Source organism: Phocaeicola intestinalis, from assembly GCF_014837065.1.
Classification (GTDB): Bacteria; Bacteroidota; Bacteroidia; order Bacteroidales; family Bacteroidaceae; genus Phocaeicola; species Phocaeicola intestinalis.
This window is the reverse complement of record NZ_JACSPP010000056.1, coordinates 1-25,623: the sequence shown is the minus strand read 5'-3', so window position 1 is coordinate 25,623 and position 25,623 is coordinate 1. Positions and strand designations below refer to the sequence as shown.

The window sequence follows — 25,623 nt, the reverse complement described above, 5'->3', positions numbered from 1 at the left end:
TTCCTCATCACAGAAGCAAAAATGCCTCAAAAACTCATCCCAAATCATCGCACGATAAATTCAAAACAGCTTCTAAAATGAATATCCGCAAAATGCCAGCAGATAAAAGAAGTTAGAAGGAGTTATGCCTTCGGCAGGAGTTAAAGGACAATAGTATTGGCTTCTAACTCCTTTTAACTCCCTCAAATAACTCCTTCTAACTCCTTATTGGTAAAATACGGACATTCATAAAAAACCGCCCATCAATTCGTTGCGGTTTTTCCCGATGCAATGAACTTGCCGGGCGTCATGCCGAACTGTTTCTGAAAGCACTTACTGAAATACGATGGATTGCTGAAACCTACCATGTAACTCACTTCGCTGATGTGGTATTTGTTTTCTTGCAACAGCAATGCCGCCTTTTTCAGTCGTACCAATTGAATCATCTCATTGGGTGTAACGTTTGCCAGCGCTTTTATTTTCGCGAACAAGCCCGAACGGCTGATGCCTAACTTTTCGGCAAGAAAATCGACCGACAAATCGGGGTTGTCGAAATTGTTTTCTATCAGTTGGTTCATCCTGGTCAGAAACTCTTCGTCTGCCTGGTTGCCCGCTATCGTGCTGATGGGCACTACCGGCATCTGCGAGAATTTCTGCTGTAATTGGCTGCGCAAGTCCATCAGGTTTTTCACGCAGGCTTCCAGGTATTGCATGGAAAACGGTTTCTCGATATACGCGTCCGCGCCGCAATTCATGCCTGCAATCTTCGAAGCGTTATCGGTTTTTGCCGTCAGCAGGATAAAAGGAATGTGACTGGTCAGCCGGTCTTCACGCACCCGGCGGCACAATTCGATACCATCCACGTTGGGCATCATCCAGTCGCTGATGATAAGCGAAACTTCTTGTTCTTTCAGTCGTTGTAATGCTTCTGCGCCATCGGCTGCGGTAATCACTACATAGGCGGTGCCGAAGCTGTCTGCCAAAAAACTTGACATGTCTTCGTTGTCTTCCGCTATCAAGACGACAGGCAGCTTCTTATTCGCCAAACCGGCAGGCTGCGCCTGCAGAATGCCTTCGGGCACTTCCGGGACTTCTCCGGCAGTTTCTATGGAGTCGGTTTTCTCTTGCCGCACCGGCAGTGTAACACGGAAAGACGAACCTTTGTTTTCTTCCGACAGTACATCAATGCGTCCGTGGTGGGCTTCTACAATGCCCTTTACGATGCTCAATCCGATGCCTGTACCCGGCTTGTTGTCGTGCGCCTGATAGAAAGGACGGAAGATAAGTTGCAGTTCTTTGGGGCTCATACCTTTCCCGTTGTCGGTTACGGTCAAGGTAAACGTATGCTCTTGTGCAGCAAATTCCATCTTCACCTGGTCGCGGGTGTACTTATTGGCGTTAGTCATCAGGTTACTCAGCACTTTGGTGACCGCCTCGCGGTCTACATCGGCACGGAAGTCTTCGGGCGGATAGACCTCGGTCAGCGTAATGCCCCGTTGTTCCAGCGAAGGCTGGAAGCGCTCACACACGGCTTGCATCAGTTCTTTGATGTTCTGCGGCGCAAAACGCATTTTCATTTCGTTTTGTTCCACTTTGCGGAAATCCAGCAACTGATTTACCAGATAGAGTAAACGCTGGCTATTACGATCGATGATATTCAAGTCGTTGCGCACTTCCGCCGGCAGATTTTGCGTAGACTGCATCACCTTTTCCAACGGCCCGATGATGAGCGACACAGGCGTACGGATTTCGTGTGCAATCATGGTGAAAAATGAAATCTTGGCTTCGTGCATTTCTTTTTCCTTCCGCACATTCAGTTCATCAATGGCCTGCGCATGCTTTTTTTCACTGCGGCGTATGATGTAGCGTGTCGATGCTGCCAGTACGAACACGAACAGGATGAAGTATGCTACCTTAAACGGAACCGACAAGTAAAAAGGAGGATGGATGACAATACGCAAAGCGGTGCCTTCTTCGTTCCACACCTTGTCATTATTCGAAGCTTTCACCCGAAACGTATAAGTCCCGGCAGGAAGGTTGGTGTACGTGGCATTGTGCTGTGACCCGACGTAGTTCCAGTCTTTATCAAAGCCTTCCAACATGTAGGCATACTGGTTTTTCTCTGGAGTGCAATAACTCAATGCCGCGTATTTCAAGGTGATGACATTATCGGTGTACGGCAGATGCAGTTCTTCTAATTCGCCGATAGCAGCGGGTAGTATGCCTCCGTTTTCGGTAGCGATGGGTTGGTTGAATATTTCCAGTCCGGTCAGCACTACGGCAGGAGCTTGTATGTTCGATTTCAGGCGGTGCGGATGAAAACGGTTGAATCCATTGATGCTCCCGATATAAATTTCACCGCTTTTCGACATTTGCACTGAAGCGGGCAGGAAGGATTCGTTCTGCAGCCCATCGCTGCGGGTAAACACTTGTGTCCGTCCGTTTTCCGGATGATATTTTACCAGTCCTTTCGCCGTCGTGAGCCACAAATGCTCGTCACTTTCCGCTATAGCGTTGATGCATTCGTTCGGAATGCGCAAAACTTGTCTGCCGAACCGGTCTTCTTTCTCCTGATACAGGCAAAGCCCTTCGCCCGTGGCTGCCCATAGCCTGTCTTTCCGGTCGATGTACAACTGATTGACAATCTGGCTGGCAATGCCTTTCGCCTTGCCGTAGGCTTTCCATTCTTTTTGTTCCGGCTGGTAGCGGTACAGCCCGTCACCCTGTGTGGCAATCCACAAGTAACCTTTCGCGTCTTCTTTCATATCGATTACGGTGGCTTTTACCTGTTCGATGCGTATCAGCCTGTCCGTGGGGCGGTCGTAGCGACATACCGAAACCATGGAGCCAGTCCATATCTGCCCCCTTCTGTCCTTGAATACGGTATAGATGCTGGTTCCTTCCGGTTCCTGATCCTGATAGTCTTTTATCGTTCCGGTTTTCCGGTTCAGGATACGAATGTTTCTCCCGTACGTTCCTATCCACAGGTTATCGCCATCTATACATAACGCGTGTACGTTATCGTTGGCAAACGCCGTTCTGCCAGGAAAGTCTTCAAACCTGCGGCGGATGGGGTCGAAGCGACTTAATCCTCCATCGTCCGAGGCTACCCATATCTTGCCGTCCTCGTCTTCGCAAAAGCGACTGATGATGGTGCCGGTGAACAGACCATTCCCATTTGCGTCCGAATACCCTTCAAACTGTCCGCTGTAAGGCGGCAAGTAATTGATGCCGTTATAGAAGGTGCCTATCCAGATACCTCCCTCCCGGTCTTTCAGGATAGGATAGATAAACCGGTCGGAAAGCGCTTTGGTTTCTTCGCCATAATAAGCATACACCGCACTGCATCCGGTAATCCGATCAATCAGTGCCAGACCATTATCCGATCCTGCCAATAATACATTGGACGAGTATTCGCCGATGGCATGGATGTGCGAAATGCCTTTGTCGCCATGTGGTTCCATATAACGTTCCACCGCTCCCGTCTGTGGATTGATTTTCCATATACCCTCTGTCCACGTACCTGCCCAGAGGTTTCCTACTGCATCTTCCCACATAGCCATTGAATAGAACGAGTCGGGATTGTCTTGCAACGGAAAGGCGGTAAATTGATTCTTCTGCTTATCGAACCTGTACAGCCTTGCCCAGGTAGATGCCCATAGTTCTCCCTTTTTGTCGCACAACAGGTAGAAAATGTTTCCGTCATCCTCCCGCATGGGGTAATGAGCCAGTTGTTTTCCGTTGGCATACCGGAAAACCCCTTGCGAACGGGTAGCTATCCAGACGTTACCTTGTGGGTCGCAGACGATTTTAGTAACCCAACTCCGGATGGGGCTAAGGCTATCTGCCGCCACCGGACGGAAAGGAATGATTCGCTCCGGCTTCCGCTCGAAAATGTATACGCCACAATCGGTGCCCAACCACAGACTGTCTCCCCTCTCGCAAAGACAAGAAATGGTATTAGTAAGAAATTCTGGTGAAGAAGAGCTTTCTTTCTGATAAAACGTAAACTCGATTCCATCGAAACGATTCAGTCCGTTGTCTGTACCTATCCAGATGTATCCTTCGGCATCCTGTAAAATATCGTAAACAGTATTCGATGACATTCCGTTTTCTATGTTGTAGTGTCTGAACTGGAACAGGGAAGGCAGTGCATCGGCAGCCGCTCCGAATAAACAGACATTGCATAACATCCACAGACAGAATAGTTTCTTTATATTCATGGAATTAATGATTTTCGAATAACGGCGCAATTTACGGAAAATAATTTAAAAGAATGTCATCTGTCTTGATTTTTATTTTTTGGGATTATTTGTTCATTTCATTTCAGATACACCGTGATTTTTCCGCTCAGCTGGAGGAGAGAGATTTCACACATTTTGGTGTCATACTCGGCAGAGAGGATGCGTTCTTCGGCATCGAGCAGGCTTTGTTGTGCCTCACGCATTTCGATACCGGACAGATTTCCCAAGAGATAACGCTCTTTGGCTATCTCGTGGTTCTCTTTGGCGGCTATCAGGTTCTGGCGTTCCAGGTGCAGCAGGCGGAGGTTGTTGCGGTATGCCTGCCACAGGTTGCTCAAGTCGGCACGCAGGGCTTGCTCTACCTGCTCGCGTTCCAGCTGGGCGTTGCGGATGGCAAGGCTGGCATTGCGCTTTTCGCGCCGGCGGTTTCCGTCGAAGATATTGAAACCGATGGTGATGCCTCCGCTGAATCCCCAATTGCTGCGCTGGCGCGTGGCGTTCACATCGTATTTATTAAAGGTATAGCCATATCCCGCATTCAGGCGCAGGTAGGGATAGTTGCGCGAGAGGACTTTCTTGTAGTCCAATTGAGCCAAGACGGTATTTTGGTCGGCATGCAAGAGGTTGGCATTGGTGCTTAACGTGGCATTCCAAAGCTCGTCGAAATCAAGGATGCGGTTCAGGTCGATGACCGAATCACGCACCCGGATGGGACGGTCGACATCTTTATTCGCCATCAGTTCGTTCAGGTTGATGCGCGAGGTGTGCACCAGTTCCTGTTGTTTCATGTACTGGGCACTGTCGGCATTGAAGTCTACCGTTGCCTGTTGGAAATCGAGGCGCGAGAAATTACCGATGTGGTACCGCTCTTCTACAATGCGCAAACGTTCCTTCGAGAGCGAAACGGCATAGCGGAAGTTTTTCAGGCGGATTTCCTGCTGGATGTAGTTGTAATACTCGGCGGTAAGGGTAGCGATGAAATCTTCTATCGCAATCCGGGTATTGGTAGCTCCCTGACGTTCCAGTTCCTGCAATTGCTTGTAAGTGGTAGAGATATTAAAGCCGTCGAAGATGGTCCAGTTCAAGTCGATGCCTGCATCGAGGGTATGGTCGAGCACATTGCGTTCGGCTACCGTACTCCCGTCGGCACGCAATTTCGAATCGGAGCTGTTCAAGTCACCGGTATATCCTGCGGTAAAATCTACCGTAGGCAGATAACCCGCATTGCCCAACGTGGCGTTGTTCTTGCTGATTTGCTCTTCGTTGCGCGAGATGCGGAGCGAATAGTTGTTCAGCAATCCTTCTTCCAGGCATTGCTTCAACGTGTATTCATATTGTGCCTGAAGGGGAAGTGCGGCAAACACAGCTATTATCAAGATAAGAATCTGCTTCATACGTTCTTGGTTTTGTTTCGGTTAGTGGATATGTACGAATAAATGGCGGGCACGATGAACATGGTGAGGAAAGTCGATACCAACATACCTCCTACCACTGCCGTACCCATGGCAATGCGCTGGTTGGCTCCTTCACCCGTGGCAAACGCCAAAGGAATAAGTCCCAATACCGTAGCCGCACTGGTCATCAGGATGGGGCGCAGGCGCTGGAGGGCAGCATCGCGGATGGCTTGCATCTTGTCCTCGCCTGCCTCTTGCTTCTGGTTGGCAAACTCCACAATCAGAATGCCGTTCTTCGCCACCAGTCCGATAAGCATGATGATACCAATCTGGCTGAAGATGTTCATCGTGATATCTCCGAAATACATGAATATCAAGGCTCCGGCAATGGCAAGAGGCACGGTGAGCATGATGATGAGCGGGTCTTTAAAGCTTTCGAACTGCGCCGCGAGGATGAGGTAAATCAACGCCAACGCCAGAATAAAGGCAAACATCAGGCTTGACGAGCTTTCCCGATAGTCTTTCGAGTCGCCCGAAAGTGCCGTACGGAAGGTTTCATCCAAGGTTTCGGCGGCTATCTTATCCATCTCGTCCAATCCCTGGCCGATGGTCTTTCCTTCAGCAAGACCCGCCGATACCGTAGCGGAGATAAAACGGTTGTAGTGATAAAGTTTGGGCGGGGTGATTGACTCGACAAATTCCACAAGATTGTCCAGCTGAATCATTTCGCCTTTATCGCTCCGGATATAGATGGAGCGGATATTGGCAGGCTGGTTGCGCTGCTGGCGGTTGATTTGCCCCAATATCTCGTATTGCTTGCCGTTCATGTAGAAATACCCCATGCGCTGACCGCTCAATCCGTACTGGAGGGTTTCGGCAATATCGCGCACGCTCACCCCCATCGTTCCTGCCTTGTCGCGGTTGATGTTGACCTGCATTTCGGGGCTGCTGAACTTCAGGTCGACATCCGCCATCTGGAAAGTCGGGTTATCGTACACCTTATTTAAGAAAGCGGGCAAAACTTTTTCCAGCTTGTCGATGCTTACTGCCTGAAGCACGTATTGCACGGGCATGCTGCTTCGCCGTCCGCCGAAAGAAGACTGCTGCTGGACAAAAGCGCGTGCCTTGGTCTTGGTCTTGATGGCTTGCGAAAGCTGCTCCGCCATCTCCATCTGACTGTAGTCGCGTTCGTTGATATCCTTCAACGTAATCTGGATGTTTCCGCTTCCGCTCGATACCCGGGCTGTGACCGCCTCGGCATCGGGTATGAGGGAATCCACCAGCAGGTTGATGTCTTCAGTATAGTCTCGGATATATTCGTAGCTCGCCCCCTCGGCGCCACGGGTGTTGATTGTGATTTTCGAACGGTCTTCCAGAGGTGCCATTTCTGCCGGGATATGCGTCCAAAGCACACCGATAAGCACCAATGTGACTGCAGTGAAAATAATAGCCCAATACCTGCGCTTCAAGAATGCGCTCAACCCACGGGCATACCAGTAGTTCATGCCTTCGAAGAATGGTTCGGTCTTGCGGTAGAACCAGCTTTGTCTTTCGCGTTTCTTCAAGAGTTTGGTGGCAAGCATCGGCGTAAAAGTGAGGGCGGCAAAGGCAGAGATAAGCACCGAACCAGCCACCACAAAGCTGAACTCGCGGAACAACCTGCCGCTGGTGCCTTCCATGAACACAATGGGGAGGAACACCGCTACCAGCGTGATGGTAGTGGACACTACGGCAAAGAAGATTTCTTTTGCCCCCTCGATGCCTGCCTCAAAAGGCTCCATACCCCGTTCGATACGGATGTAAATGTTTTCGGTCATTACGATGGCATCGTCTACCACCAGTCCTACCGAAAGCACTACCGCCAGCATGGTCAATACATTGATGGAGAACCCCGCCACGTACATGATAAAGAAGGCACCGATGAGCGAGACCGGAATCACGATAATCGGTATCAGCGTGACGCGCCAGTCGCGCAAGAACAGGAAGATGATGACGATAACCAAGAAGAAAGCCTCGTAAACGGTACTCTCCACTTCGGCAATGGAGGCACGGATAAAGCGGGTATTGTCGAATCCATACGTGTAAGACACATCATCGGGAAGGTCTTTTTCCATCTGCTTCATACGTTCGTACACGGCATCGGCTATCTCGATATGGTTGGCTCCGGGCTGAGGGATGACCACCACGCCCACCATCGGTACCCCGTTCATCTTCATGTAACTCTTTATGTCGGCAGCACCCAGTTCGGCATACCCGATATCGCTCAGTCGGATGACTTGTCCGCCTACCTCCTTAATTACGACATTGTTGAACTCGTCGGCGGTATGCATTTGTCCCATGGTGCGCAAGGTCAGTTCTACGGTATTTCCTTCGATGCTTCCCGAGGGAAGTTCTACGTTCTCGTTGTCCATCGCATTCTTCACGTCAACTGGAGTCACACCATAGCCTGCCATCTTTACGGGGTCGAGCCACAAGCGCATCGAATAGCGTTTCTCGCCCCATATCGACACGCTGCTCACATCGGATATGGTCTGAAGCTGCTCTTTTACGGTCAGGTCGGCTATCTCACTCAATTCTAAAAGTGAACGGTTATTGCTCTGGATAGCCACCATCAGGATGGGGCTGGCATCGGCATCTGCTTTCGATACCGTAGGCGGGTCACAGTCACGAGGCAGATAGCGCTGGGCACGCGAAACTTTGTCGCGCACGTCATTGGCAGCAGTCTCCAAGTCAACAGAAAGTTCAAACTCTACGGTAATGCGGCTCTGTCCCGTCTGGCTCACGCTGGAGAGCGAACGGATGCCAGGAATACCATTGATGTTCTGTTCCAGAGGTTCGGTTATCTGGTTTTCGATAACATCGGCATTGGCTCCCGAATAACTGCACGTTACGGATATGATGGGATTGTCCACCGAGGGGTATTCGCGTACACCCAAGGTCGTATAGCCTATCAATCCGAAAAGCAAGATAATGATAGTGAGCACGGTGGCAAGCACCGGCCTGCGGATACTGAGTTCGGAAATATTCATAAGGCAGGCACGGTTTTAGTTGATATTATCCAATTTTACAGGCATTCCCGTGCGGAGCTGCAAGGTTCCGGAAGTCAGGATGGTATCTCCAGCCGCTAACCCACGGAGTATCTGCACTTCGGCTTCGGTACGGATGCCTATCTCCACATCGACAGGCATGGCGATTCCCGAGCGGTATACGAAGACCTTGTTCTGACCCATTTCGGGTACGATGGCTTCGGAAGGGATGGCGATGGCATCCTGTATCTCGCCTTGGCGCAATTCGACATCGGCATAGCGTCCGGGAAGCAATTCGGCACGGGTATTCGGGTAAATCGCACGTACGGTCAGGGCATGCGTCTCGGGGTCAATGCTCGACTCCAGGGCATATACTTCCGCTTCGAAGGCATCCAGATGCCCCTCTACCTTAAATGATAGCTTCGTACCTTTCCGTATCTTACGTGCATAACGTTCGGGGACGGCAAATTCCACCTTAATCGGTTTTATCTTGGTAAGTTTGGCAATGACGGTTGTAGGCGAAGCGTAGGCACCCATACTGACCTGCCGCAAGCCTATCACTCCATCAAAAGGAGCACGAAGCTCGGTCATGTCAATCGTGGCACGTACGTTTTCGATATCGGCATGAAGGGTGGCAAGCTCGGTTTTCACCTGTTCATAAGCCTCCTTACTTACAGCATCACGCTGGAGCAAGGCGTTCTGGCGGAACACGCGGTCTTCGGCAAGAGGCATCTGCGCTTCCAGTCTTTGCAACTGTGCCAGAAGCTGGCTGTCGTTTACCTTGGCAAGCAATTGCCCCTGGCTCACCATTGTCCCTTCCTGAAAATTGATGTCAACGATTTTTCCTGATGTTTCGAACGAGAGGTCCACTTCCTCATCGGGTATAAGCTTGCCGCTTACAAATAATTTATCGGTCAGTACGTGGGGGCGCACCACCTGCGCGTTCACGTTCAAGATTTGCTTTTTCTCGGCAGGCATTTTCCTGTCCGCCTCATTGAGTTCGGTATTCTCTCGCGGTGTAAACGAATAAATGCCCAATCCGGTCAATCCGGCTATTATCGCCACGATAATCCCCCATTTAATCCATTTGTTCATGTGCCTTTCATGCTAATTTTGGTTTCTACTAATGCTTATGTGATGACAAAAGTAAGAAAACGTTTAAACAAAAACCACTTTTTTTAAAAATATTCACAAAACAAGATGCGATTTGTTCCCTTGTCACGCTAGTGTTCATACTGATTTGCAGTCCGAACAAAGCCTCCAAAACAAAGCCCAAAATACATCTCTCGACAAGCGTCCAAAATGGACGTTTTATGTTTTATATCATAAAATGTAACATACGTGATAAAATATGTAACAAACAAAGAGTCGGATGTATCATAGAGAAAAGTTTTTGAAGCATTTGTGAATACGAAATAGCTAAACTTTCCATATATTTGCATAGGACCAAAACCAATCAAGTATAATTATGATGAAAACAAATAGGTTGAATATTAAGTTAGGGTTAGTTTTATTACTTTGTCTTTGCTTCGCCGCGATTGGCGAAGCAAAGATCTCTTTGCCTTACTTAATAAACGACGGCATGGTATTGCAACGTGGAAAAGCAGTACCTATATGGGGAACCGCTGATGCAGGCGAAAGTGTTACCCTCAAGTTTGCAGGAAAAGAGTATCGAACCACTGCCGGTCCGGATGGAAACTGGAAGATCATGCTTCCTGCCATGAAGGCGGGAGGCCCGTATGACATGCAGATAAACGACATTACCTTACATAATATATTAATAGGTGATGTATTCCTCTGTTCGGGACAATCGAATATGGAGCTGACCGTAGCACGTGTAATGGACATGTTTGCCGATGAAATAAATGCTTACGAAAACACAAACATCCATTATCTGAAGGTTCCATATTGCTACGATTTCAATGAGCCGCAAAAAGACATCAAAAAAGCCGAGTGGCAACCGTTGGACAAAACGCATGTCATGGGATATTCGGCTTTGTGCTATTTCTTTGCCAAGCAACTTTACGAAAAAACAAAGGTACCCGTAGGTATCATCAACTCAAGCTGGGGAGGAACTCCCATCGAAGCCTGGATCAGCGAAGAAGGTTTGCAAGACTTTCCTGTCTACACACACCAAAAAGCAGTATATGAATCGAAAGAACTGATAAACAACATCCAACAGATAGAACAAGCCCGTGGACGTGCCTGGCAAATCGAACTTTACAAAACCGATAAAGGCACTCATGCACAAACTCCGTGGTATGCCGAAAATTACGATGATTCGGCATGGCAAACCGTTGACATGTTTTCACCTCAATGGGCTACCAACGGATGGCGCCCGATAAACGGTGTACACTGGTTCCGTCAGCAGATTGACCTGCCTGCCTCGTGGAACGGAAAAGAAGCTACGTTGCGCCTGGGATGCATTGTGGATGCAGACTCGGTATATGTCAATGGAAAATTCGTAGGAAGCGTTGCCTACCAATATCCTCCACGTATTTACAACATCCCGAAAGGACTTCTGAAAACAGGCAAAAACCAAATAACCATACGCCTGGTGAGCAACGGAGGACTCCCTTCTTTCGTAAAAGACAAACCATATAAGCTGATTTGCGGGACAGAAGAGACTAACCTCTCGCAACAATGGAAACACCGCATAGGAACAGAAATGCCTCAGGCTCCTTCGTCTACAGCTTTTCAGAATATGCCCATCGGACTCTATAATGGCATGATTGCCCCTCTGAGAAATTATGTGTTCAAAGGCACTGTATGGTATCAGGGCGAATCAAACACAGGTAAATGGAAAGAATATGCCAGCCTGCTGAAATCGTTGATGAAAGACTGGCGGAAAACCTTCGGAATGCCTGAAATGCCTTTCTACATCATGGAACTTGCCGATTTCATGGCTCCCGACAATCCGGGCAGAAAAGGATGGGCAGCTTTGCAGGCACAACAGGCGAAAGCCGCAGAAGAAGACCCGCACGCCACCCTGATTCCCAATAAAGACACAGGCGAGTGGAATGACATCCATCCGTTGGACAAGAAAACAGGAGGCAAACGACTGGTAGAAGCCGTTACCCAAAGTTTTTAAACCTACCTCACAAAATAAAAGGGAATTGCCCCCTAAAACATAAATAAAACCAAGAACCAATTAAAGAATTAAATACATACCATGAACGCACTACAGAATCAAAAAGTCTCCATGGCCGAAAAAATCGGTTACGGATTGGGAGACTGCTCTGCGAACCTTGTGTTCCAGATGATGATGATTTATCAAACAAAGTTTTATACCGACGTATTCGGACTGGAAGGAGCCATTGCCGGAACTGTTATGTTGGTAGCACGCATTGTAGACGCTTTTGTAGACCCTACCGTAGGCATTCTTTCCGACCGTACGCAGACACGTTGGGGAAAATACCGCCCCTGGGTATTGTGGACAGCCATACCTTTTATGGTATTCTATATTCTGGCATTCTACAATCCCGGCATTGAAGACAAAGGGCTGGTGGCATTGTATGCAACCATCTCCTATACGTTATTGATGACGATGTATTCATTCAATAACACCCCCTACTCTTCACTGGGCGGCGTCATGTCGGGCGACATCAAAGAACGTACCAGCATCACTTCCGTACGTTTCATATTCTCAACTATCGGACAGTTTGTGGTTCAAGGACTAACATTGCCCCTGGTCGGCAAATTCTCGGAAGACGGCGATAAAGGACATGGATGGCTATGCACGATTTCCTTATTTGCTGTAGTGGGATTCATCTTCCTTGCCATAGCTGCCTTCTCGGCAAAAGAACGCATTACCCCACCGGCCAATCAAAAGACCAATTTACGCGAAGATATCAAGGATATTTTCGGAAGCATACCTTGGCGCGCAATGTTCGTGCTGACTCTATTTGTCTTCATCACCCTAGCCATGTGGGGAAGCGCCATGAACTACTATTTCGAGCATTACGTCGATGCGGGAGCCCTCTATAACTTCCTCGACCGCATGGGACTGGTATCTGCCGAAGCACAGGATTCAATAGGTTATCATATATTAAATGCATTCGGGCTGATAGTGAGCTCCCCTGACAAAGCCTACGAAGTAGGTTTCGGTGTATTCAACATGCTGGGAGCATTGGTACAATTTTTCGGTGTAATCATTCTTTCCAACTTCCTTGCCAACCGCTTCGGAAAGAAAAATACATTCATTGTATGTCTGACACTGACCGCCATCTTCACGGCAATGTTCTACTTCCCGGCGAAAGAGAACATTGAATTGATGTTCTTCCTGAATTTCTTGAAGAGTCTGGCATACGCCCCCACCGTACCTCTGCTTTGGGCAATGATTGCCGATGTAGCCGACCATTCGGAATACATCCATTACCGCCGTGCCACGGGGTTCACTTTCGCCGGAGTGGTATTTGCCTTAAAAGCCGGCCTGGGTGTAGGAGGTGCCATCCTTGGCTTCCTGCTTTCTGGCTTTGGCTATGTATCGGGAGTCGGAGCTGTACAAAGCGAATCGGCTATCCACGGAATCATTCTCTCGTCCAGCCTGATTCCTGCAGCCACGTTCTTTGTGGGAGTAATTGCCTTGTGCTTCTATCCTATCACCAAACAATATAACGAAAAAATGCAGGCAGAACTCGCCGAACGGAGAAGCAAACAAAATTAAATGACAAAGTATCAGAAGCTGTTTTGAATTTATCGTGCGATGATTTGGGATGAGTTTTTGAGGCATTTTCGCTTCTGTGATGAGGAAGATAGCGGGCTATCTGACGAAGAACAGGAGCGAAAAGAACCAAAAAATCGCCCAAAGCACACACGAAAACAGATACATCAAGCCAAGAAAAACTTTTTGGAGAAATTCAAAACAGCTTCTCAGTTAACTGAATAAACAAATAACTTAAAAAAACAAAATCCATGAAAGTAAAACACATTGCATCTGCTATTCTGGCAGCAACGTTCGTCGCAGCATGTAGCGGACCTAAAAGCACTGTTCCACAAGAGCTTACACTGAAAGATGCCGTAGGCGACCAGTTCCTTATCGGAACGGCAGTAAATGTCCGTCAAGTAGCTGGAAAAGACACGAATGCTACCAATATTGTGAAACACCATTTCAATGCCATTGTTGCTGAAAACTGCATGAAAATGGAAGAACTCCATCCGTCAGAAGACGTGTACGACTTCAAGGCTGCGGATGATTTCGTAAAGTTCGGTGAGGAGAATGGCCTGACCATGACCGGCCACGTACTGATTTGGCACTCGCAATGTCCTGAATGGTTCTGTGTGGACAAAAACGGAAAGAACGTAAGCCCCGAAGTTTTGAAACAACGCATGAAAGACCATATCTATACCATAGTAAATCATTTCAAAGGAAAGCTGAAAGGATGGGACGTGGTAAATGAAGCCATTGTTGAGGACGGCTCGTACCGCAAGAGCAAATTTTATGAAATCTTGGGTGAAGAATTCATTCCTTTGGCATTCCAATACGCACACGAGGCAGACTCCACCATCGAACTATATTATAACGATTACGGAATGGATAACCCCGGACGCCGCGAAGGAGTTGTAAAACTCATCCGCAGCCTGAAAGAAAAAGGTTTGCGCATCGATGCTGTCGGTATGCAAGGACACATGGGTATGGACTATCCGAAAATTGAAGAATTCGAAAAAAGTATGCTTGCTTTTGCAGCAGAAGGTGTGAAAGTAATGATTACCGAATGGGATATGAGTGCCTTGCCTACCGTATCACGTACAGCCAATATATCGGATACAATCGCCTTCAAGAAAGCGCTGAATCCGTATCCGGATGCATTACCCGATTCTGTATCGCAGGCATGGAACGCCCGCATGAAACAATTCTTTGAACTGTTTGAAAAACATGCCGATATCGTAGACCGTGTGACAGCATGGGGAGTAACCGACGGAGATTCCTGGAAAAACGGTTTCCCTATCCGAGGACGTAAAGACTATCCGCTGCTCTTCGACCGCAACTACCAGCCCAAGCCGTTCATCACTGAAATGATAAAAGAAAAGGAAACAAACACACCCCAATAACACAGAAGAAAAACTTAAAAAACTTATAAACATAAAAAAACTCATAACCATGAAAAAAGAAGCAAGATACCTCGTACCGAATGATTATATGGCAGACCCGTCTGTACATGTCTTTAACGGCAGATTATACATTTATCCCTCGCACGACTGGGAAAGTGGAGTTCCCGAAAACGACAATGGCGACCATTTTAATATGAAAGATTACCACGTATTCTCTACCGATGATGTAATGCACGGTGAAATCACCGACCACGGAGTTGTATTGAAAGTGGAAGATATCCCCTGGGCAGGACGCCAGTTGTGGGATTGCGACGTGGCTTTCAAAAACGGCAAATATTACATGTATTTCCCGATGAAAGACCGCAATGACATTTTCCGTCTGGGAGTAGCCATAAGCGACAAGCCCGAAGGTCCGTTTATTCCCGAAGCCAATCCGATGTGGGGAAGTTATAGCATCGACCCTGCCGTATTCTGCGATGAAGACGGAAGCCATTACATTTATTTTGGAGGTATCTGGGGCGGACAATTGCAACGCTACCGGGATAATAAGGCACTGGAAAGCGCCATCCTGCCCGAAGGCAACGAACCAGCTCTGCCCGGACGTGTGGTAAAACTCCGTGACGACATGATGCAGTTTGCCGAAGACCCTCGCCCCGTCCTCATTATCGACCAGGAAGGAAACCCACTGAAAGCCAATGATCCGCATCGTTTCTTCGAAGCATCGTGGATGCACAAATACAACGGGAAATACTATTTGTCATATTCTACGGGCGATACCCACTTCTTGTGTTATGCTATCGGAGACAATCCATACGGACCGTTCACCTATCAAGGAGTTATCCTCACACCGGTAGTGGGATGGACCACACATCACGCCATTGTAGAATACAAAGGCAAATGGTACCTCTTCCACCACGATTGTGTACCCTCTGGAGGAAAAACATGGTTGCGTAGTCTGAAAGTAGTAGAACTGGAATACGATGCAGAAGGAAAAATCATCACTATTGACGGAGGAGGAGAATGATACGAATGTTGCTTCTCAGCATATGCTTGCTGCTTGCTGGAGAACGGCTGTCCGCAGAAAACGGCAGCCGCCTCTGGCTACGGCAGGACACTACAGCAAATGCTAAGGTAGAATGTTCACTGCATTCTCCTACACTGGATATAGCTTGCTCTGAACTGAAACGGACATGGAAAGGCACTCCTGTATCACTTGAGCTGTTCAATGATGCTACCCACACCGCTTTAGGACCCGAAGGTTATACCATCCGGTCGGGGAAAAACGGTATCACACTTGGGTCCATCTCCGAAAAAGGTCTGCTTTATGCCACCTATCACCTCTTACGACTTCAAGCAACCCAGCAAGACACTCAGTCACTCCATATCGAAGAACGTCCGGCGTATCCCATACGAATCCTCAACCATTGGGATAATCTGGACGGTACCATCGAACGTGGATATGCCGGACATTCACTTTGGAAATGGGACGAACTGCCAGCGACACTTTCTCCCCGTTACGAAGCATATGCCCGTGCCAACGCCTCCATCGGTATCAATGCTACAGTGTTGAATAATGTCAACGCCTCACCCGAAATGCTGGACACGCCTTATCTGAAGAAAGTAAAGGCACTGGCTGATATTTTCCGTCCTTACAACTTAAAAGTATACTTATCGGTAAATTTTGCTTCGCCGATGATTATAGGCAAATTGGCTACTGCCGACCCGTTGGATCCCCAAGTAGCAAACTGGTGGAAGCAGAAAGTACACGAAATATACAGTCTGATACCCGATTTCGGAGGTTTTCTGGTAAAAGCCAATTCTGAAGGCCAACCCGGACCATGCGATTATCACCGCACTCATGCCGAAGGCGCCAATATGTTGGCAGAAGCCTTAAAACCTTATGGAGGCATTGTAATGTGGCGTGCCTTTGTGTACAGTCCTTCTGATAACGACCGTGCCAAACAAGCCTATCTGGAATTTCAGCCCCTTGATGGAAAATTCCTCGACAATGTCATTGTACAGGTAAAGAACGGTCCGATTGACTTCCAGCCGCGTGAACCTTACAGCCCACTCTTCGGAACGATGAAACATACCCCATTAATGGTGGAGTTTCAAGTAACACAAGAATACCTGGGACACTCCAACCACCTGGCTTACCTGGCACCGATGTGGAAAGAATTTTTCCAATATGTAAAACCGGAAAGCATACGTGCCATTGCGGGTGTATCGAATATCGGAGACGAAAGTAATTGGTGCGGACACGATTTTGCACAAGCCAACTGGTATGCCTTCGGACGCCTGGCATGGAATCCGGAACTTTCTTCGGAAAGTATTGCCGATGAATGGCTGGCACAGACATTTACAGCCAACCCTCAATTTATACATCCCGTAGAGGATATGATGATGCAGAGCCGTGAAGCCGTAGTAGACTATATGATGCCCCTCGGACTACACCATATCTTTGCCTGGGGACACCACTATGGACCTGAACCTTGGTGCACCATTCCCGGAGCACGCCCCGACTGGCTTCCCTCTTATTACCACCAGGCCGACCGTACAGGACTTGGATTTGACCGTAGCCATACCGGAAGCAATGCCGTGGCACAATACCCCGACTCACTGGCGCGTATGTTCGACTCCATCGATACCTGTCCCGAAGAGTTCCTGCTTTGGTTTCACCATGCACCGTGGACACATACCATGAATAACGGAACTACTTTATGGGAAGAATTATGCCGCCATTACCAACATGGTGTAGACAAGACACGGAACTTCTGCCAGACTTGGGAGGAAGTAAAACCTTATGTGGATACAGAACGTTGGAATGCCGTAGACGAACGGCTTCAAATTCAAACCAATGATGCAGTGTGGTGGAAAGATGCTTGCCTGCTCTACTTCCAGCAGTTTTCAAAAATGTCTTTTCCGAAAGATATAGAGCGTCCTGTACATAAATTGAAGAAATTGATGAAGGTAAAACTTCCCATCAGCAATTACGAACGGCCTACGCCTGAAATGCTACCGAAAATAAAGTAAAAAACAAATGAATGCACGCAAACAGCCAATATATACTCCTGAAAAATGAATATATACTGCATCAGCAGTTGAATATATACTGCATCAGCGGTTGAATATATACTGCGTTTGCAACCCAACCGAATTGGCTGATTGCAGAGATTCATTTAATTGATATTCAAAAAAAGAGGATATGCATATCTGCATACTCTCTTTTTCTTTTTACGTTACCGAAGCATCAGTCCACCATCATCACCCATCCGTACGGGTCGGGTTCGTCACCATACTGGATGGCACGAAGCTTGTGGTAGAGCTTTTCGCTGATGGGGCCCGGCTTGCCGTCTTTCGAAATGACATACGACTTGTGGTTCTCCAAATCATCGATACGTTCTATCGGGCTGATGACCGCAGCCGTACCGCACGCGCCGGCTTCTTCGAACGTTTCCAGTTCCTCTTCGGGGATAGGACGGCGTTCCACCTTCAAGCCCATGTCCTCTGCCAGCTGCATCAAGCTCTTGTTGGTAATGGACGGCAGGATAGAAGTAGAAAGCGGAGTAACATACGTATTATCCTTGATGCCGAAGAAGTTGGCTGCACCGCACTCGTCGATGTATTTCTTTTCTTTTGCATCGAGATAAAACTCGCACGCATAACCCGCATCATGCGCCATCTTGTTGGCACGCAGGCTGGCTGCATAGTTTCCACCCACCTTGTATGTACCTGTACCGAGCGGAGCAGCGCGGTCGAACTCACGGATAATCACATACGAGTTCGTAGCAAAGCCTCCTTTAAAATACGGGCCTACCGGAGTGACGAATATCACAAACAAATATTCACTTGCCGGATGTACGCCTACCTGTGCCCCCGTCCCGATAAGCAACGGACGGATATAAAGAGCCGCACCACTTTCGTAAGGCGGAATGAAACGTTCGTTGGCTTTCACCACTTTGCGTACAGCTTCGCAGAACAACTCTGTCGGAAGTTCGGGCATCAAAATACCCCGGCATGTGCTTTGTAAACGTTCTGCATTGGCTTGCGGACGGAATACACGGACCTTGCCGTCTTTGCCGCGGAACGCTTTCAACCCTTCGAACGCTTCTTGCCCGTAATGAAGGCAAGTAGCCGCCATGTGGATATTCAATGTCTCCTCCGAGCACAATTCCAATTCTCCCCATTTCCCGTCGCGATAATAGCAACGTACGTTGTAATCTGTCTTCATATACCCGAACGGCAGATTAGCCCAATCGATTTCTTTCATGCGAATAATATGTTTTAAATGTTACATTTCGTTATAAACAATGCAACAAATGTAAGAGTTATATTTACAAAATCCAATTTAATCCGCACTTTTTTCTTCTTTGCTTCCTTCATCAAGCATCTTTTTGATTTCCGCATCCGCCTTATAGAGTTTTTCTCTACAATATTTAATCAGACGCTGAGCTTCCTGTAAGCGGCCTGCCAGCTCGTCGATGTCCAGTTCATTGCTTTCAATCTGCGCCACGATTGCTTCCAGCCGCTTCATCGCTTCAGAATATGTTTCTTTTTTGGTTGCCATAATATATAATGAAAACTTACCTATAATACCTCACTTTTAAACTCTCCTTTTGCTACTCGCGTCACTATCTTGTCACCCGGCGAGAGCAAAGCCGGGTCTGTCACCACCTTACCGTCTTTCAATGTAATGCTATATCCTTTCTGCAACAGCAGGTCGGGAGATGCCGATTTGACTTGTTGCTCAATCAACAGCAGATGCTGGGTTTCCCGTTGCAGACGTGAACAGAGCACCACGCCCAACCGTCGGTCTAATTGCAAACGATAATCTTCCTTAATCAAACGGGTCTGCCAAGCCAAATGCATACGCTTCAACAAACGTTCCTGACGGAATCCTTCATCCTGCAAACGCATTTGTACACGTACCGGAATACGTGCCACCCAATGTTCTAAACGTTCTTTCTGCCGTTCTAACCAAGCAGGCACTTCCTGATAAAAGAACGACACATATTCATCCAGCCTACCAGCAGTCTCACGCAAATGATTGATTAAGAACTCGGCAGCAGCCGTAGGAGTCTTTACCCGCGTATGCGCCACCATGTCAATCACCGTATCATCGCGCTCATGGCCGATACCGGTAATGATTGGCAAAGGAAACTGAGCACAATTCGTTGCCAGTTCATACGTATCGAACCCTGACAAATCTGATGTCGCTCCACCTCCACGGATAATCACCACTACATCCCAATGTTCCAGCTCGGCATAAACCCGGTTTAAGGCACGGATAATGGAATCCTCGGCCTGCTCGCCTTGCATCACCGCCGGAAACAATTTGGTATAAAACACAAAACCGAAGGCATTGCGCTCCAACTGGTCGCAAAAATCTCCATACCCCGCCGCCGTGGGCGAAGATATCACGGCAATGCGTTGGGTAAGTTCGGGCAATTCCAACTCCTTATTTAATGTAAGCACGCCTTCTTCTTCCAAGCGTTGCAAGATTTCCCTTCTCCGCTTTGCCATATCCCCCAGCGTATACGTAGGATCGATGTCGATAACGGTAAGCGAATAGCCGTAAAGCTCATGAAAATCCACCGTTACCCTTACCAGCACTTTCAGCCCTGCCACGAATGCCTGTCCGGTTTCCCGCTCGAAATAAGGCTTCAGTTCACGGAATACATTGCTCCAGACAATGCCCCGCGCCTTGGCAAGCAAGGCATTGCTCTTCGGGTCTTTCTGTACAAATTCCAGATAGCAATGCCCCGAATAGTTGGTCCGCACATCACTCAGCTCCGCCTGCACCCAATACGCATCGGGCATGGACAAGCGGACACTTTGGCGCACCAAGGCATTCAATTCGTATAAAGATAGAGGAGTATGTTCCATAAAAGTCCAAAATTCTTGGGAGCAAAGATACAATTAATAAATGAAGAACGAAGGATGAAGAATGAAGAATCGCTTCGCCCGCATGGAATTCTTCATTCTCCATTCTTCATTCTTCATTAATTTTGATTACCTTTGCACCCGGATTTAATGGTAAAAAGAGTTTTATGTCACAAAAAGGAACCGCTTCCGAATTAGGCACACAACCTATCGGCAAACTATTGACGCAATATGCCGTCCCTGCCATCATCGCCATGACGGCTTCTTCACTTTACAACATGATAGACAGCATCTTCATCGGGCACGGTGTAGGCGCTATGGCCATCTCCGGACTTGCCATCACATTCCCCCTGATGAACCTTGCCGCCGCATTCGGCTCGCTGGTTGGTGTAGGTGCTTCTACGCTGGTTTCGGTGAAGTTAGGGCAAAAAGATTATACTACCGCCCAGCATATCTTGGGCAATGTCGTATCGCTGAATGTCCTTATCGGCATCGGATTCACGATTCTTTCCCTCTTGTTCCTCGAACCGATTCTATATTTCTTCGGAGCGAGCGAAGCGACCATCCCTTACGCACGCGATTACATGATTGTCATCCTCTTGGGCAATGTGGTGACACACATGTACCTGGGACTGAACTCGGTGCTCCGCGCGGCGGGTTATCCGCAAAAGGCGATGTTCGCCACAATCATGACCGTCGTAATCAACACCATCCTTGCTCCGATATTCATCTTCGTGTTCCATTGGGGCATCCAGGGAGTGGCGTTGGCTACTGTACTGGCGCAAATCATCGCCCTGACATGGCAAATCAAGCTTTTCTGCCGGAAAAACGAACTGCTCCGCCTGAAGAAAGGCATTTACCGCCTGCAAAGCCATTTGGTGCAGAACATCATCGGCATCGGGCTGGCTCCGTTCTTCATGAACATAGCCGCCTGCATGATTGTCATCTTAATCAATAAGGGATTAAAGCTGTACGACGGAGACCTTGCCATCGGAGCGTTCGGTATCGTGAACCGCATCAGCTTCCTCTTCGTCATGATTGTCATGGGGCTGAACCAAGGCATGCAGCCCATAGCCGGATACAACTACGGCGCACGCCAATACGGACGCGTGAACCAGGTAATGAAAATCACCGTGATAGCCGCCACTATCGTAACGACAACCGGTTTCCTGGTGGGCGAACTGATACCCGAACTTGTGGCAAAAGCCTTTACCACCGACCAGACCCTGATAGACCTTTCGGCACGCGGGCTGCGCATCACGGTAATGTTCTTCCCCATCATCGGATTCCAGATGGTCACGTCAAACTTCTTCCAAAGCATCGGCATGGCAAAAAAAGCCATCATCCTTTCGCTGAGCCGGCAGGTGATGATACTTATCCCGCTCCTGCTGATTCTCCCGCTCTTCTGGGGTGCAGACGGCATCTGGTTCAGCATGCCCATCTCCGACCTTGCAGCCAGCATCATCGCCGCCATTATGCTCTACCGCCAGTTCAAGCTATTCAAACAGAAAACGATATAAAAAATCCGGGTGGGATAACAGCAGAAACGCTATTCACCCACCCGGAGTCTAACTTGAATAATGTGCTTTCGGAATGCCATCACGGATAGCCGCAAAAAATTATCTGCCATTTCTATCCAAACACTTTCCACGCATCTCAACTCACCTCTTCACATTCGCGAAGCCACAGCGTTGCACTGGCATCGCTCGGCATACGCCAGTCACCACGCGGACTTAGCGATACGGAACCCACCTTCGGACCATCGGGCAGACAAGAACGCTTAAACTGCTGACTGAAGAAGCGACGGAAGAAGTTCGACAACCATTTCTTAAGAGTATCATCATCGTAAGTACCACGGAAAGCTACTTTTGCCAGATAATAAATTTTGGCGGGACGGAAACCGAAACGCAAAAAATGATAAAGGAAAAAGTCATGAAGTTCATAAGGACCTACCAAGTCCTCGGTCTTCTGCCGGATATTGCCATCCTCATCAGCTGGTATCAGTTCAGGACTGATAGGGGTATCAATGATATCGAGCAGCGTAGCACGTGAACCGGCATCTACCGTTTCTGCTACCCACGTGACCAGATAACGTACCAAAGTCTTTGGAATACCGGCATTGATTCCATACATCGACATATGGTCGGCATTGTAAGTACACCAGCCCAAAGCAAGTTCGGAAAGGTCGCCCGTACCAATTACCAATCCCCCTACCTTGTTGGCATAGTCCATCAGAATCTGTGTCCGCTCACGTGCCTGCACGTTTTCATAGGTCACGTCATGCACATCAGGATTATGTCCGATATCTTTAAAATGCTGAAGGCAGGCATCACGAATGCTGATTTCACGTGAGGTAACCCCCAACGACTCCATCAGCGCAACAGCATTGCGATGAGTACGTCCTGTGGTGCCGAATCCTGGCATCGTAATGCCGACAATGCCCTTGCGCGACATCTCCAACTTGTCGAATGTCTTGACACATACCAACAACGCCAACGTAGAATCAAGTCCTCCCGAAATACCTACCACTACCGTCTTGCATCCTGTGTGTACCAACCGCTTTGCCAGCGCTGCTACCTGAATGGAAAAAATCTCCTCACATCTGCTGGCAAGCATCTGCCCCCCTGCCGGGACAAACGGATGTGGGTCTATCCGCCGAGTAAGTGTAAAATCTTTCTCCAATACCCTTTCGGTCTGTATAACCTTTATCGGCTCTCCTTGATACTGACTTATGTTGGCGGCAAAAGTTGTATTCACCAAACGTTCGCCCTGCAAACGTTCTACATCGATTTCACTTACCACCAGTTGCCTGTCAAAAGAAAAACGGTCGGAAGCTGCCAACAACGTACCGTTTTCGTATATCAGCGCATTACCCGCAAACACAACATCGGTAGTAGACTCGCCAAAACCACACGAAGCGAACACATATCCAGCCAAACAACGTGCAGATTGCTGAGCAAGCAACGAACGAAGATACTGATGTTTGCTGATATTTTCGGTATCGGCAGAAAGATTGAAAATGATATCGGCTCCTTTAAGAGTCAATGCCGAACTAGGCGGGACAGGCGCCCACACGTCTTCGCACAACTCTATGCCGAACCTTGTCTCGGCAGTCTCAAATAACAAATGAGGACTGACCGGAACGTTTTGCCCATAAAGACGAACGGTAGACTCACCATCAAGCGAAGTGGCAGGAGCAAACCAGCGATGCTCATAAAATTCCTTATAATTGGGTAAATAAGTCTTGGGCACAGCTCCCAGAATCTTTCCTTTCTGAATAACTACGGCACAGTTCAGCAACATCGAGTCTACCCGAAGCGGCATACCCAAAATGGAAATGATATCCAACTGACGAGTATTGTTGAGCACGCGCATCAGTGCCATCTCTGCCTGCTCAAGTAACAATGCTTGCCCAAATAAGTCACCACACGAGTATCCAGTGAGGTTTAACTCGGGAAAAACCAATATCTGCACCCCGTTCCCCTCTGCCTTCGCTATCAGGCTTTCTGCCTGCTCTGCATTGTATGGGCAATCGGCTACCTTCACCAAAGGAATAGCGGCTGCCACTTTCACAAAACCATATTTCATAAGTATGTCATTTAATATCTTGGCTTACATCGGACAAAGATAATATAAAATAAGGTGTATCCCTTATCCATATTGAAAAAAAGTAAAAAAAGCATCTGTTATTTTGTACATAAAGAAAATATTTATACCTTTGCCAATGATTTAAAGTTGTAACAATTACAAATAAGGAATAATAAGATGAACGTTTACGAATATCTGCTCAGTTACCAAATCAAGCCGTCCGTACAACGCATTGCCATTATGGATTACTTGCTGAAGCATCATACTCATCCGTCCATCGATGAGATTTATATGGCTTTATGCCAAGATATTCCTACATTGTCGAAAACAACTGTCTACAACACCCTGAAACTGTTTGTAGAACACGGTGCAGCCCGCATGTTGACCATTGACGAACGGAATGCTTGCTTTGACGGAGACATATCTGTACATGCACATTTCCAATGTAAAGTATGCGGTAGAATCACGGACATCCCTCTATCGGCAGAAGAACCGGATGAGATTAAACATATGAAAAAAGAAGGTTTTCAAATAGAGGAAACACACCGATACTATAAGGGTATATGCCCTGAATGTTTGAAAATGAACAAGAACTGACCTAGGCCTTTGGCCATAGGCAAAAAACAACTAAATAACTAACAACTAAAAAACATTGAATTATGAAGAAATTTATCTGTACTGTATGTGGTTACATCTACGAAGGTGAAACAGCTCCTGAAAAATGTCCTTTGTGTAAAGCTCCCGCTTCCAAATTCAAAGAAATGGAAGAAGACAACAACGGTCTGACATTCGTTGACGAGCATGTAATCGGCGTAGCCAAAGGTTGCGATGAAGAAATGATTAAAGACTTGAACAATCACTTTATGGGTGAATGTACTGAAGTCGGCATGTACTTGGCAATGAGCCGTCAAGCTGACCGCGAAGGTTACCCCGAAGTAGCTGAAGCTTTCAAACGTTATGCTTGGGAAGAAGCTGAACATGCTTCTAAATTCGCTGAATTGCTAGGCGACTGTGTATGGGATACCAAGACTAATTTGGAAAAACGTATGAACGCAGAAGCTGGTGCTTGCGAAGATAAAAAACGTATTGCGACTCGTGCTAAACAGTTGAATCTGGACGCTATCCACGATACTGTTCATGAAATGGCAAAAGACGAGGCTCGTCACGGAAAAGGTTTCGAAGGTTTGTACAACAGATATTTCAAGAAATAATCTGAGTTCTATTTTAATGCAAAAGAGGTCGGAAAATTCCGATCTCTTTTTTTATCTTTCCACATATATAAAAAACGAAGCACGGTCCGGAAAGAAAAAACTTCGGCTCTCATATCATATCGGACAATCGAGTAGGAGGTAAACACTAATCATAGGTGTTTATCTCCTATTTTTCATGTTTACCGACCTCTCACACCACCGTACGTGCCGTTCGGCATACGGCGGTTCCTATTTTGGGTACCATTCG

Annotated in this window: 17 protein-coding genes; 9 read left to right on the top strand and 8 right to left on the bottom strand. The window is 47.7% G+C overall.

Annotated elements, in window-relative coordinates:
* Positions 1 to 242: 242 nt before the first annotated feature.
* The 4 genes from H9625_RS14150 to H9625_RS14135 form a co-directional block, all read right to left on the bottom strand.
* Positions 243 to 4,202: a hybrid sensor histidine kinase/response regulator transcription factor gene (locus tag H9625_RS14150; protein ID WP_191764955.1), complete on the bottom strand. Its 3,960-nt coding sequence runs from the start codon at positions 4,200 to 4,202 to the stop codon at positions 243 to 245.
* Between the two features lie 98 nt (positions 4,203 to 4,300).
* Entirely contained in the window at positions 4,301 to 5,617 is a 1,317-nt protein-coding gene (locus H9625_RS14145; protein WP_087250703.1) for a TolC family protein, read from the bottom strand.
* Positions 5,614 to 8,646 carry an efflux RND transporter permease subunit gene (locus tag H9625_RS14140; RefSeq protein WP_191764953.1) on the bottom strand — a complete coding sequence of 1,011 codons (3,033 nt, stop codon included), beginning with the start codon at positions 8,644 to 8,646 and terminating at the stop codon, positions 5,614 to 5,616. The genes H9625_RS14145 and H9625_RS14140 overlap by 4 nt, the downstream gene beginning before the upstream one ends.
* A 15-nt stretch (positions 8,647 to 8,661) precedes the next feature.
* Positions 8,662 to 9,738: an efflux RND transporter periplasmic adaptor subunit gene (locus tag H9625_RS14135; protein ID WP_191764951.1), complete on the bottom strand. Its 1,077-nt coding sequence runs from the start codon at positions 9,736 to 9,738 to the stop codon at positions 8,662 to 8,664.
* Positions 9,739 to 10,111: 373 nt separating this feature from the next.
* Between H9625_RS14135 and H9625_RS14130 the strand changes: the two genes are divergently transcribed.
* The 6 genes from H9625_RS14130 (at position 10,112) to H9625_RS14105 (ending at position 17,727) form a co-directional block, all read left to right on the top strand.
* Positions 10,112 to 11,734 carry a sialate O-acetylesterase gene (locus H9625_RS14130; protein WP_394354947.1) on the top strand — a complete coding sequence of 541 codons (1,623 nt, stop codon included), beginning with the start codon at positions 10,112 to 10,114 and terminating at the stop codon, positions 11,732 to 11,734.
* Between the two features lie 81 nt (positions 11,735 to 11,815).
* On the top strand, positions 11,816 to 13,309 hold the full coding sequence (locus tag H9625_RS14125) for an MFS transporter (protein ID WP_087212428.1): 1,494 nt from the start codon (positions 11,816 to 11,818) through the stop codon (positions 13,307 to 13,309).
* 39 nt (positions 13,310 to 13,348) lie between these two features.
* Entirely contained in the window at positions 13,349 to 13,531 is a 183-nt protein-coding gene (locus H9625_RS14120; RefSeq protein ID WP_158100145.1) for a hypothetical protein, read from the top strand.
* Positions 13,532 to 13,557: 26 nt separating this feature from the next.
* The gene (locus H9625_RS14115; RefSeq protein WP_087212516.1) at positions 13,558 to 14,694 is read left to right on the top strand and encodes an endo-1,4-beta-xylanase; all 1,137 of its coding nucleotides are present in this window, start codon (positions 13,558 to 13,560) and stop codon (positions 14,692 to 14,694) included.
* A gap of 49 nt (positions 14,695 to 14,743) precedes the next feature.
* Positions 14,744 to 15,718 (top strand): glycoside hydrolase family 43 protein, encoded by a 975-nt coding sequence (locus tag H9625_RS14110; RefSeq protein WP_022040793.1) that lies wholly within the window; start codon positions 14,744 to 14,746, stop codon positions 15,716 to 15,718.
* A complete protein-coding gene (locus H9625_RS14105) occupies positions 15,715 to 17,727 on the top strand; it encodes an alpha-glucuronidase (protein ID WP_191764949.1) in 2,013 nt (670 codons plus the stop codon). The genes H9625_RS14110 and H9625_RS14105 overlap by 4 nt, the downstream gene beginning before the upstream one ends.
* A 217-nt stretch (positions 17,728 to 17,944) precedes the next feature.
* On the opposite strand, the gene H9625_RS14100 is transcribed toward H9625_RS14105, so the two are convergent.
* The 3 genes from H9625_RS14100 to xseA form a co-directional block, all read right to left on the bottom strand.
* Positions 17,945 to 18,964 (bottom strand): branched-chain amino acid aminotransferase, encoded by a 1,020-nt coding sequence (locus H9625_RS14100; protein WP_013619206.1) that lies wholly within the window; start codon positions 18,962 to 18,964, stop codon positions 17,945 to 17,947.
* A gap of 78 nt (positions 18,965 to 19,042) precedes the next feature.
* Complete coding sequence (xseB, locus tag H9625_RS14095) at positions 19,043 to 19,261, bottom strand: exodeoxyribonuclease VII small subunit (RefSeq protein ID WP_087212528.1); 219 nt, start codon at positions 19,259 to 19,261, stop codon at positions 19,043 to 19,045.
* Positions 19,262 to 19,281: 20 nt separating this feature from the next.
* Positions 19,282 to 20,580, bottom strand: a complete 1,299-nt coding sequence (gene xseA, locus H9625_RS14090; RefSeq protein ID WP_191764947.1) for an exodeoxyribonuclease VII large subunit — start codon at positions 20,578 to 20,580, stop codon at positions 19,282 to 19,284.
* 164 nt (positions 20,581 to 20,744) lie between these two features.
* Here xseA and H9625_RS14085 point away from each other — a divergent pair, with 164 nt between their 5' ends.
* A complete protein-coding gene (locus H9625_RS14085) occupies positions 20,745 to 22,097 on the top strand; it encodes an MATE family efflux transporter (RefSeq protein ID WP_022039308.1) in 1,353 nt (450 codons plus the stop codon).
* 136 nt (positions 22,098 to 22,233) lie between these two features.
* Here H9625_RS14085 and H9625_RS14080 read toward each other — a convergent pair whose 3' ends face one another.
* The gene (locus H9625_RS14080; RefSeq protein ID WP_191764945.1) at positions 22,234 to 24,165 is read right to left on the bottom strand and encodes an NAD(+) synthase; all 1,932 of its coding nucleotides are present in this window, start codon (positions 24,163 to 24,165) and stop codon (positions 22,234 to 22,236) included.
* A 177-nt stretch (positions 24,166 to 24,342) separates the two neighbouring features.
* Between H9625_RS14080 and H9625_RS14075 the strand changes: the two genes are divergently transcribed.
* Positions 24,343 to 24,762: a Fur family transcriptional regulator gene (locus H9625_RS14075; RefSeq protein WP_022039310.1), complete on the top strand. Its 420-nt coding sequence runs from the start codon at positions 24,343 to 24,345 to the stop codon at positions 24,760 to 24,762.
* A 62-nt stretch (positions 24,763 to 24,824) separates the two neighbouring features.
* On the top strand, positions 24,825 to 25,376 hold the full coding sequence (locus H9625_RS14070) for an NADH peroxidase (protein ID WP_022039311.1): 552 nt from the start codon (positions 24,825 to 24,827) through the stop codon (positions 25,374 to 25,376).
* The last annotated feature ends 247 nt before the right edge of the window (positions 25,377 to 25,623 follow it).

Bases quoted from the DNA above. Each gene is read 5' to 3' on its own strand.
- H9625_RS14150 (WP_191764955.1), bottom strand. From the start codon at position 4,202: ATGAATATAAAGAAACTATTCTGTCTGTGGATGTTATGCAATGTCTGT.
- H9625_RS14145 (WP_087250703.1), bottom strand. From the start codon at position 5,617: ATGAAGCAGATTCTTATCTTGATAATAGCTGTGTTTGCCGCACTTCCC.
- H9625_RS14140 (WP_191764953.1), bottom strand. From the start codon at position 8,646: ATGAATATTTCCGAACTCAGTATCCGCAGGCCGGTGCTTGCCACCGTG.
- H9625_RS14135 (WP_191764951.1), bottom strand. From the start codon at position 9,738: ATGAACAAATGGATTAAATGGGGGATTATCGTGGCGATAATAGCCGGA.
- H9625_RS14130 (WP_394354947.1), top strand. From the start codon at position 10,112: ATGATGAAAACAAATAGGTTGAATATTAAGTTAGGGTTAGTTTTATTA.
- H9625_RS14125 (WP_087212428.1), top strand. From the start codon at position 11,816: ATGAACGCACTACAGAATCAAAAAGTCTCCATGGCCGAAAAAATCGGT.
- H9625_RS14120 (WP_158100145.1), top strand. From the start codon at position 13,349: ATGATTTGGGATGAGTTTTTGAGGCATTTTCGCTTCTGTGATGAGGAA.
- H9625_RS14115 (WP_087212516.1), top strand. From the start codon at position 13,558: ATGAAAGTAAAACACATTGCATCTGCTATTCTGGCAGCAACGTTCGTC.
- H9625_RS14110 (WP_022040793.1), top strand. From the start codon at position 14,744: ATGAAAAAAGAAGCAAGATACCTCGTACCGAATGATTATATGGCAGAC.
- H9625_RS14105 (WP_191764949.1), top strand. From the start codon at position 15,715: ATGATACGAATGTTGCTTCTCAGCATATGCTTGCTGCTTGCTGGAGAA.
- H9625_RS14100 (WP_013619206.1), bottom strand. From the start codon at position 18,964: ATGAAAGAAATCGATTGGGCTAATCTGCCGTTCGGGTATATGAAGACA.
- xseB (WP_087212528.1), bottom strand. From the start codon at position 19,261: ATGGCAACCAAAAAAGAAACATATTCTGAAGCGATGAAGCGGCTGGAA.
- xseA (WP_191764947.1), bottom strand. From the start codon at position 20,580: ATGGAACATACTCCTCTATCTTTATACGAATTGAATGCCTTGGTGCGC.
- H9625_RS14085 (WP_022039308.1), top strand. From the start codon at position 20,745: ATGTCACAAAAAGGAACCGCTTCCGAATTAGGCACACAACCTATCGGC.
- H9625_RS14080 (WP_191764945.1), bottom strand. From the start codon at position 24,165: ATGAAATATGGTTTTGTGAAAGTGGCAGCCGCTATTCCTTTGGTGAAG.
- H9625_RS14075 (WP_022039310.1), top strand. From the start codon at position 24,343: ATGAACGTTTACGAATATCTGCTCAGTTACCAAATCAAGCCGTCCGTA.
- H9625_RS14070 (WP_022039311.1), top strand. From the start codon at position 24,825: ATGAAGAAATTTATCTGTACTGTATGTGGTTACATCTACGAAGGTGAA.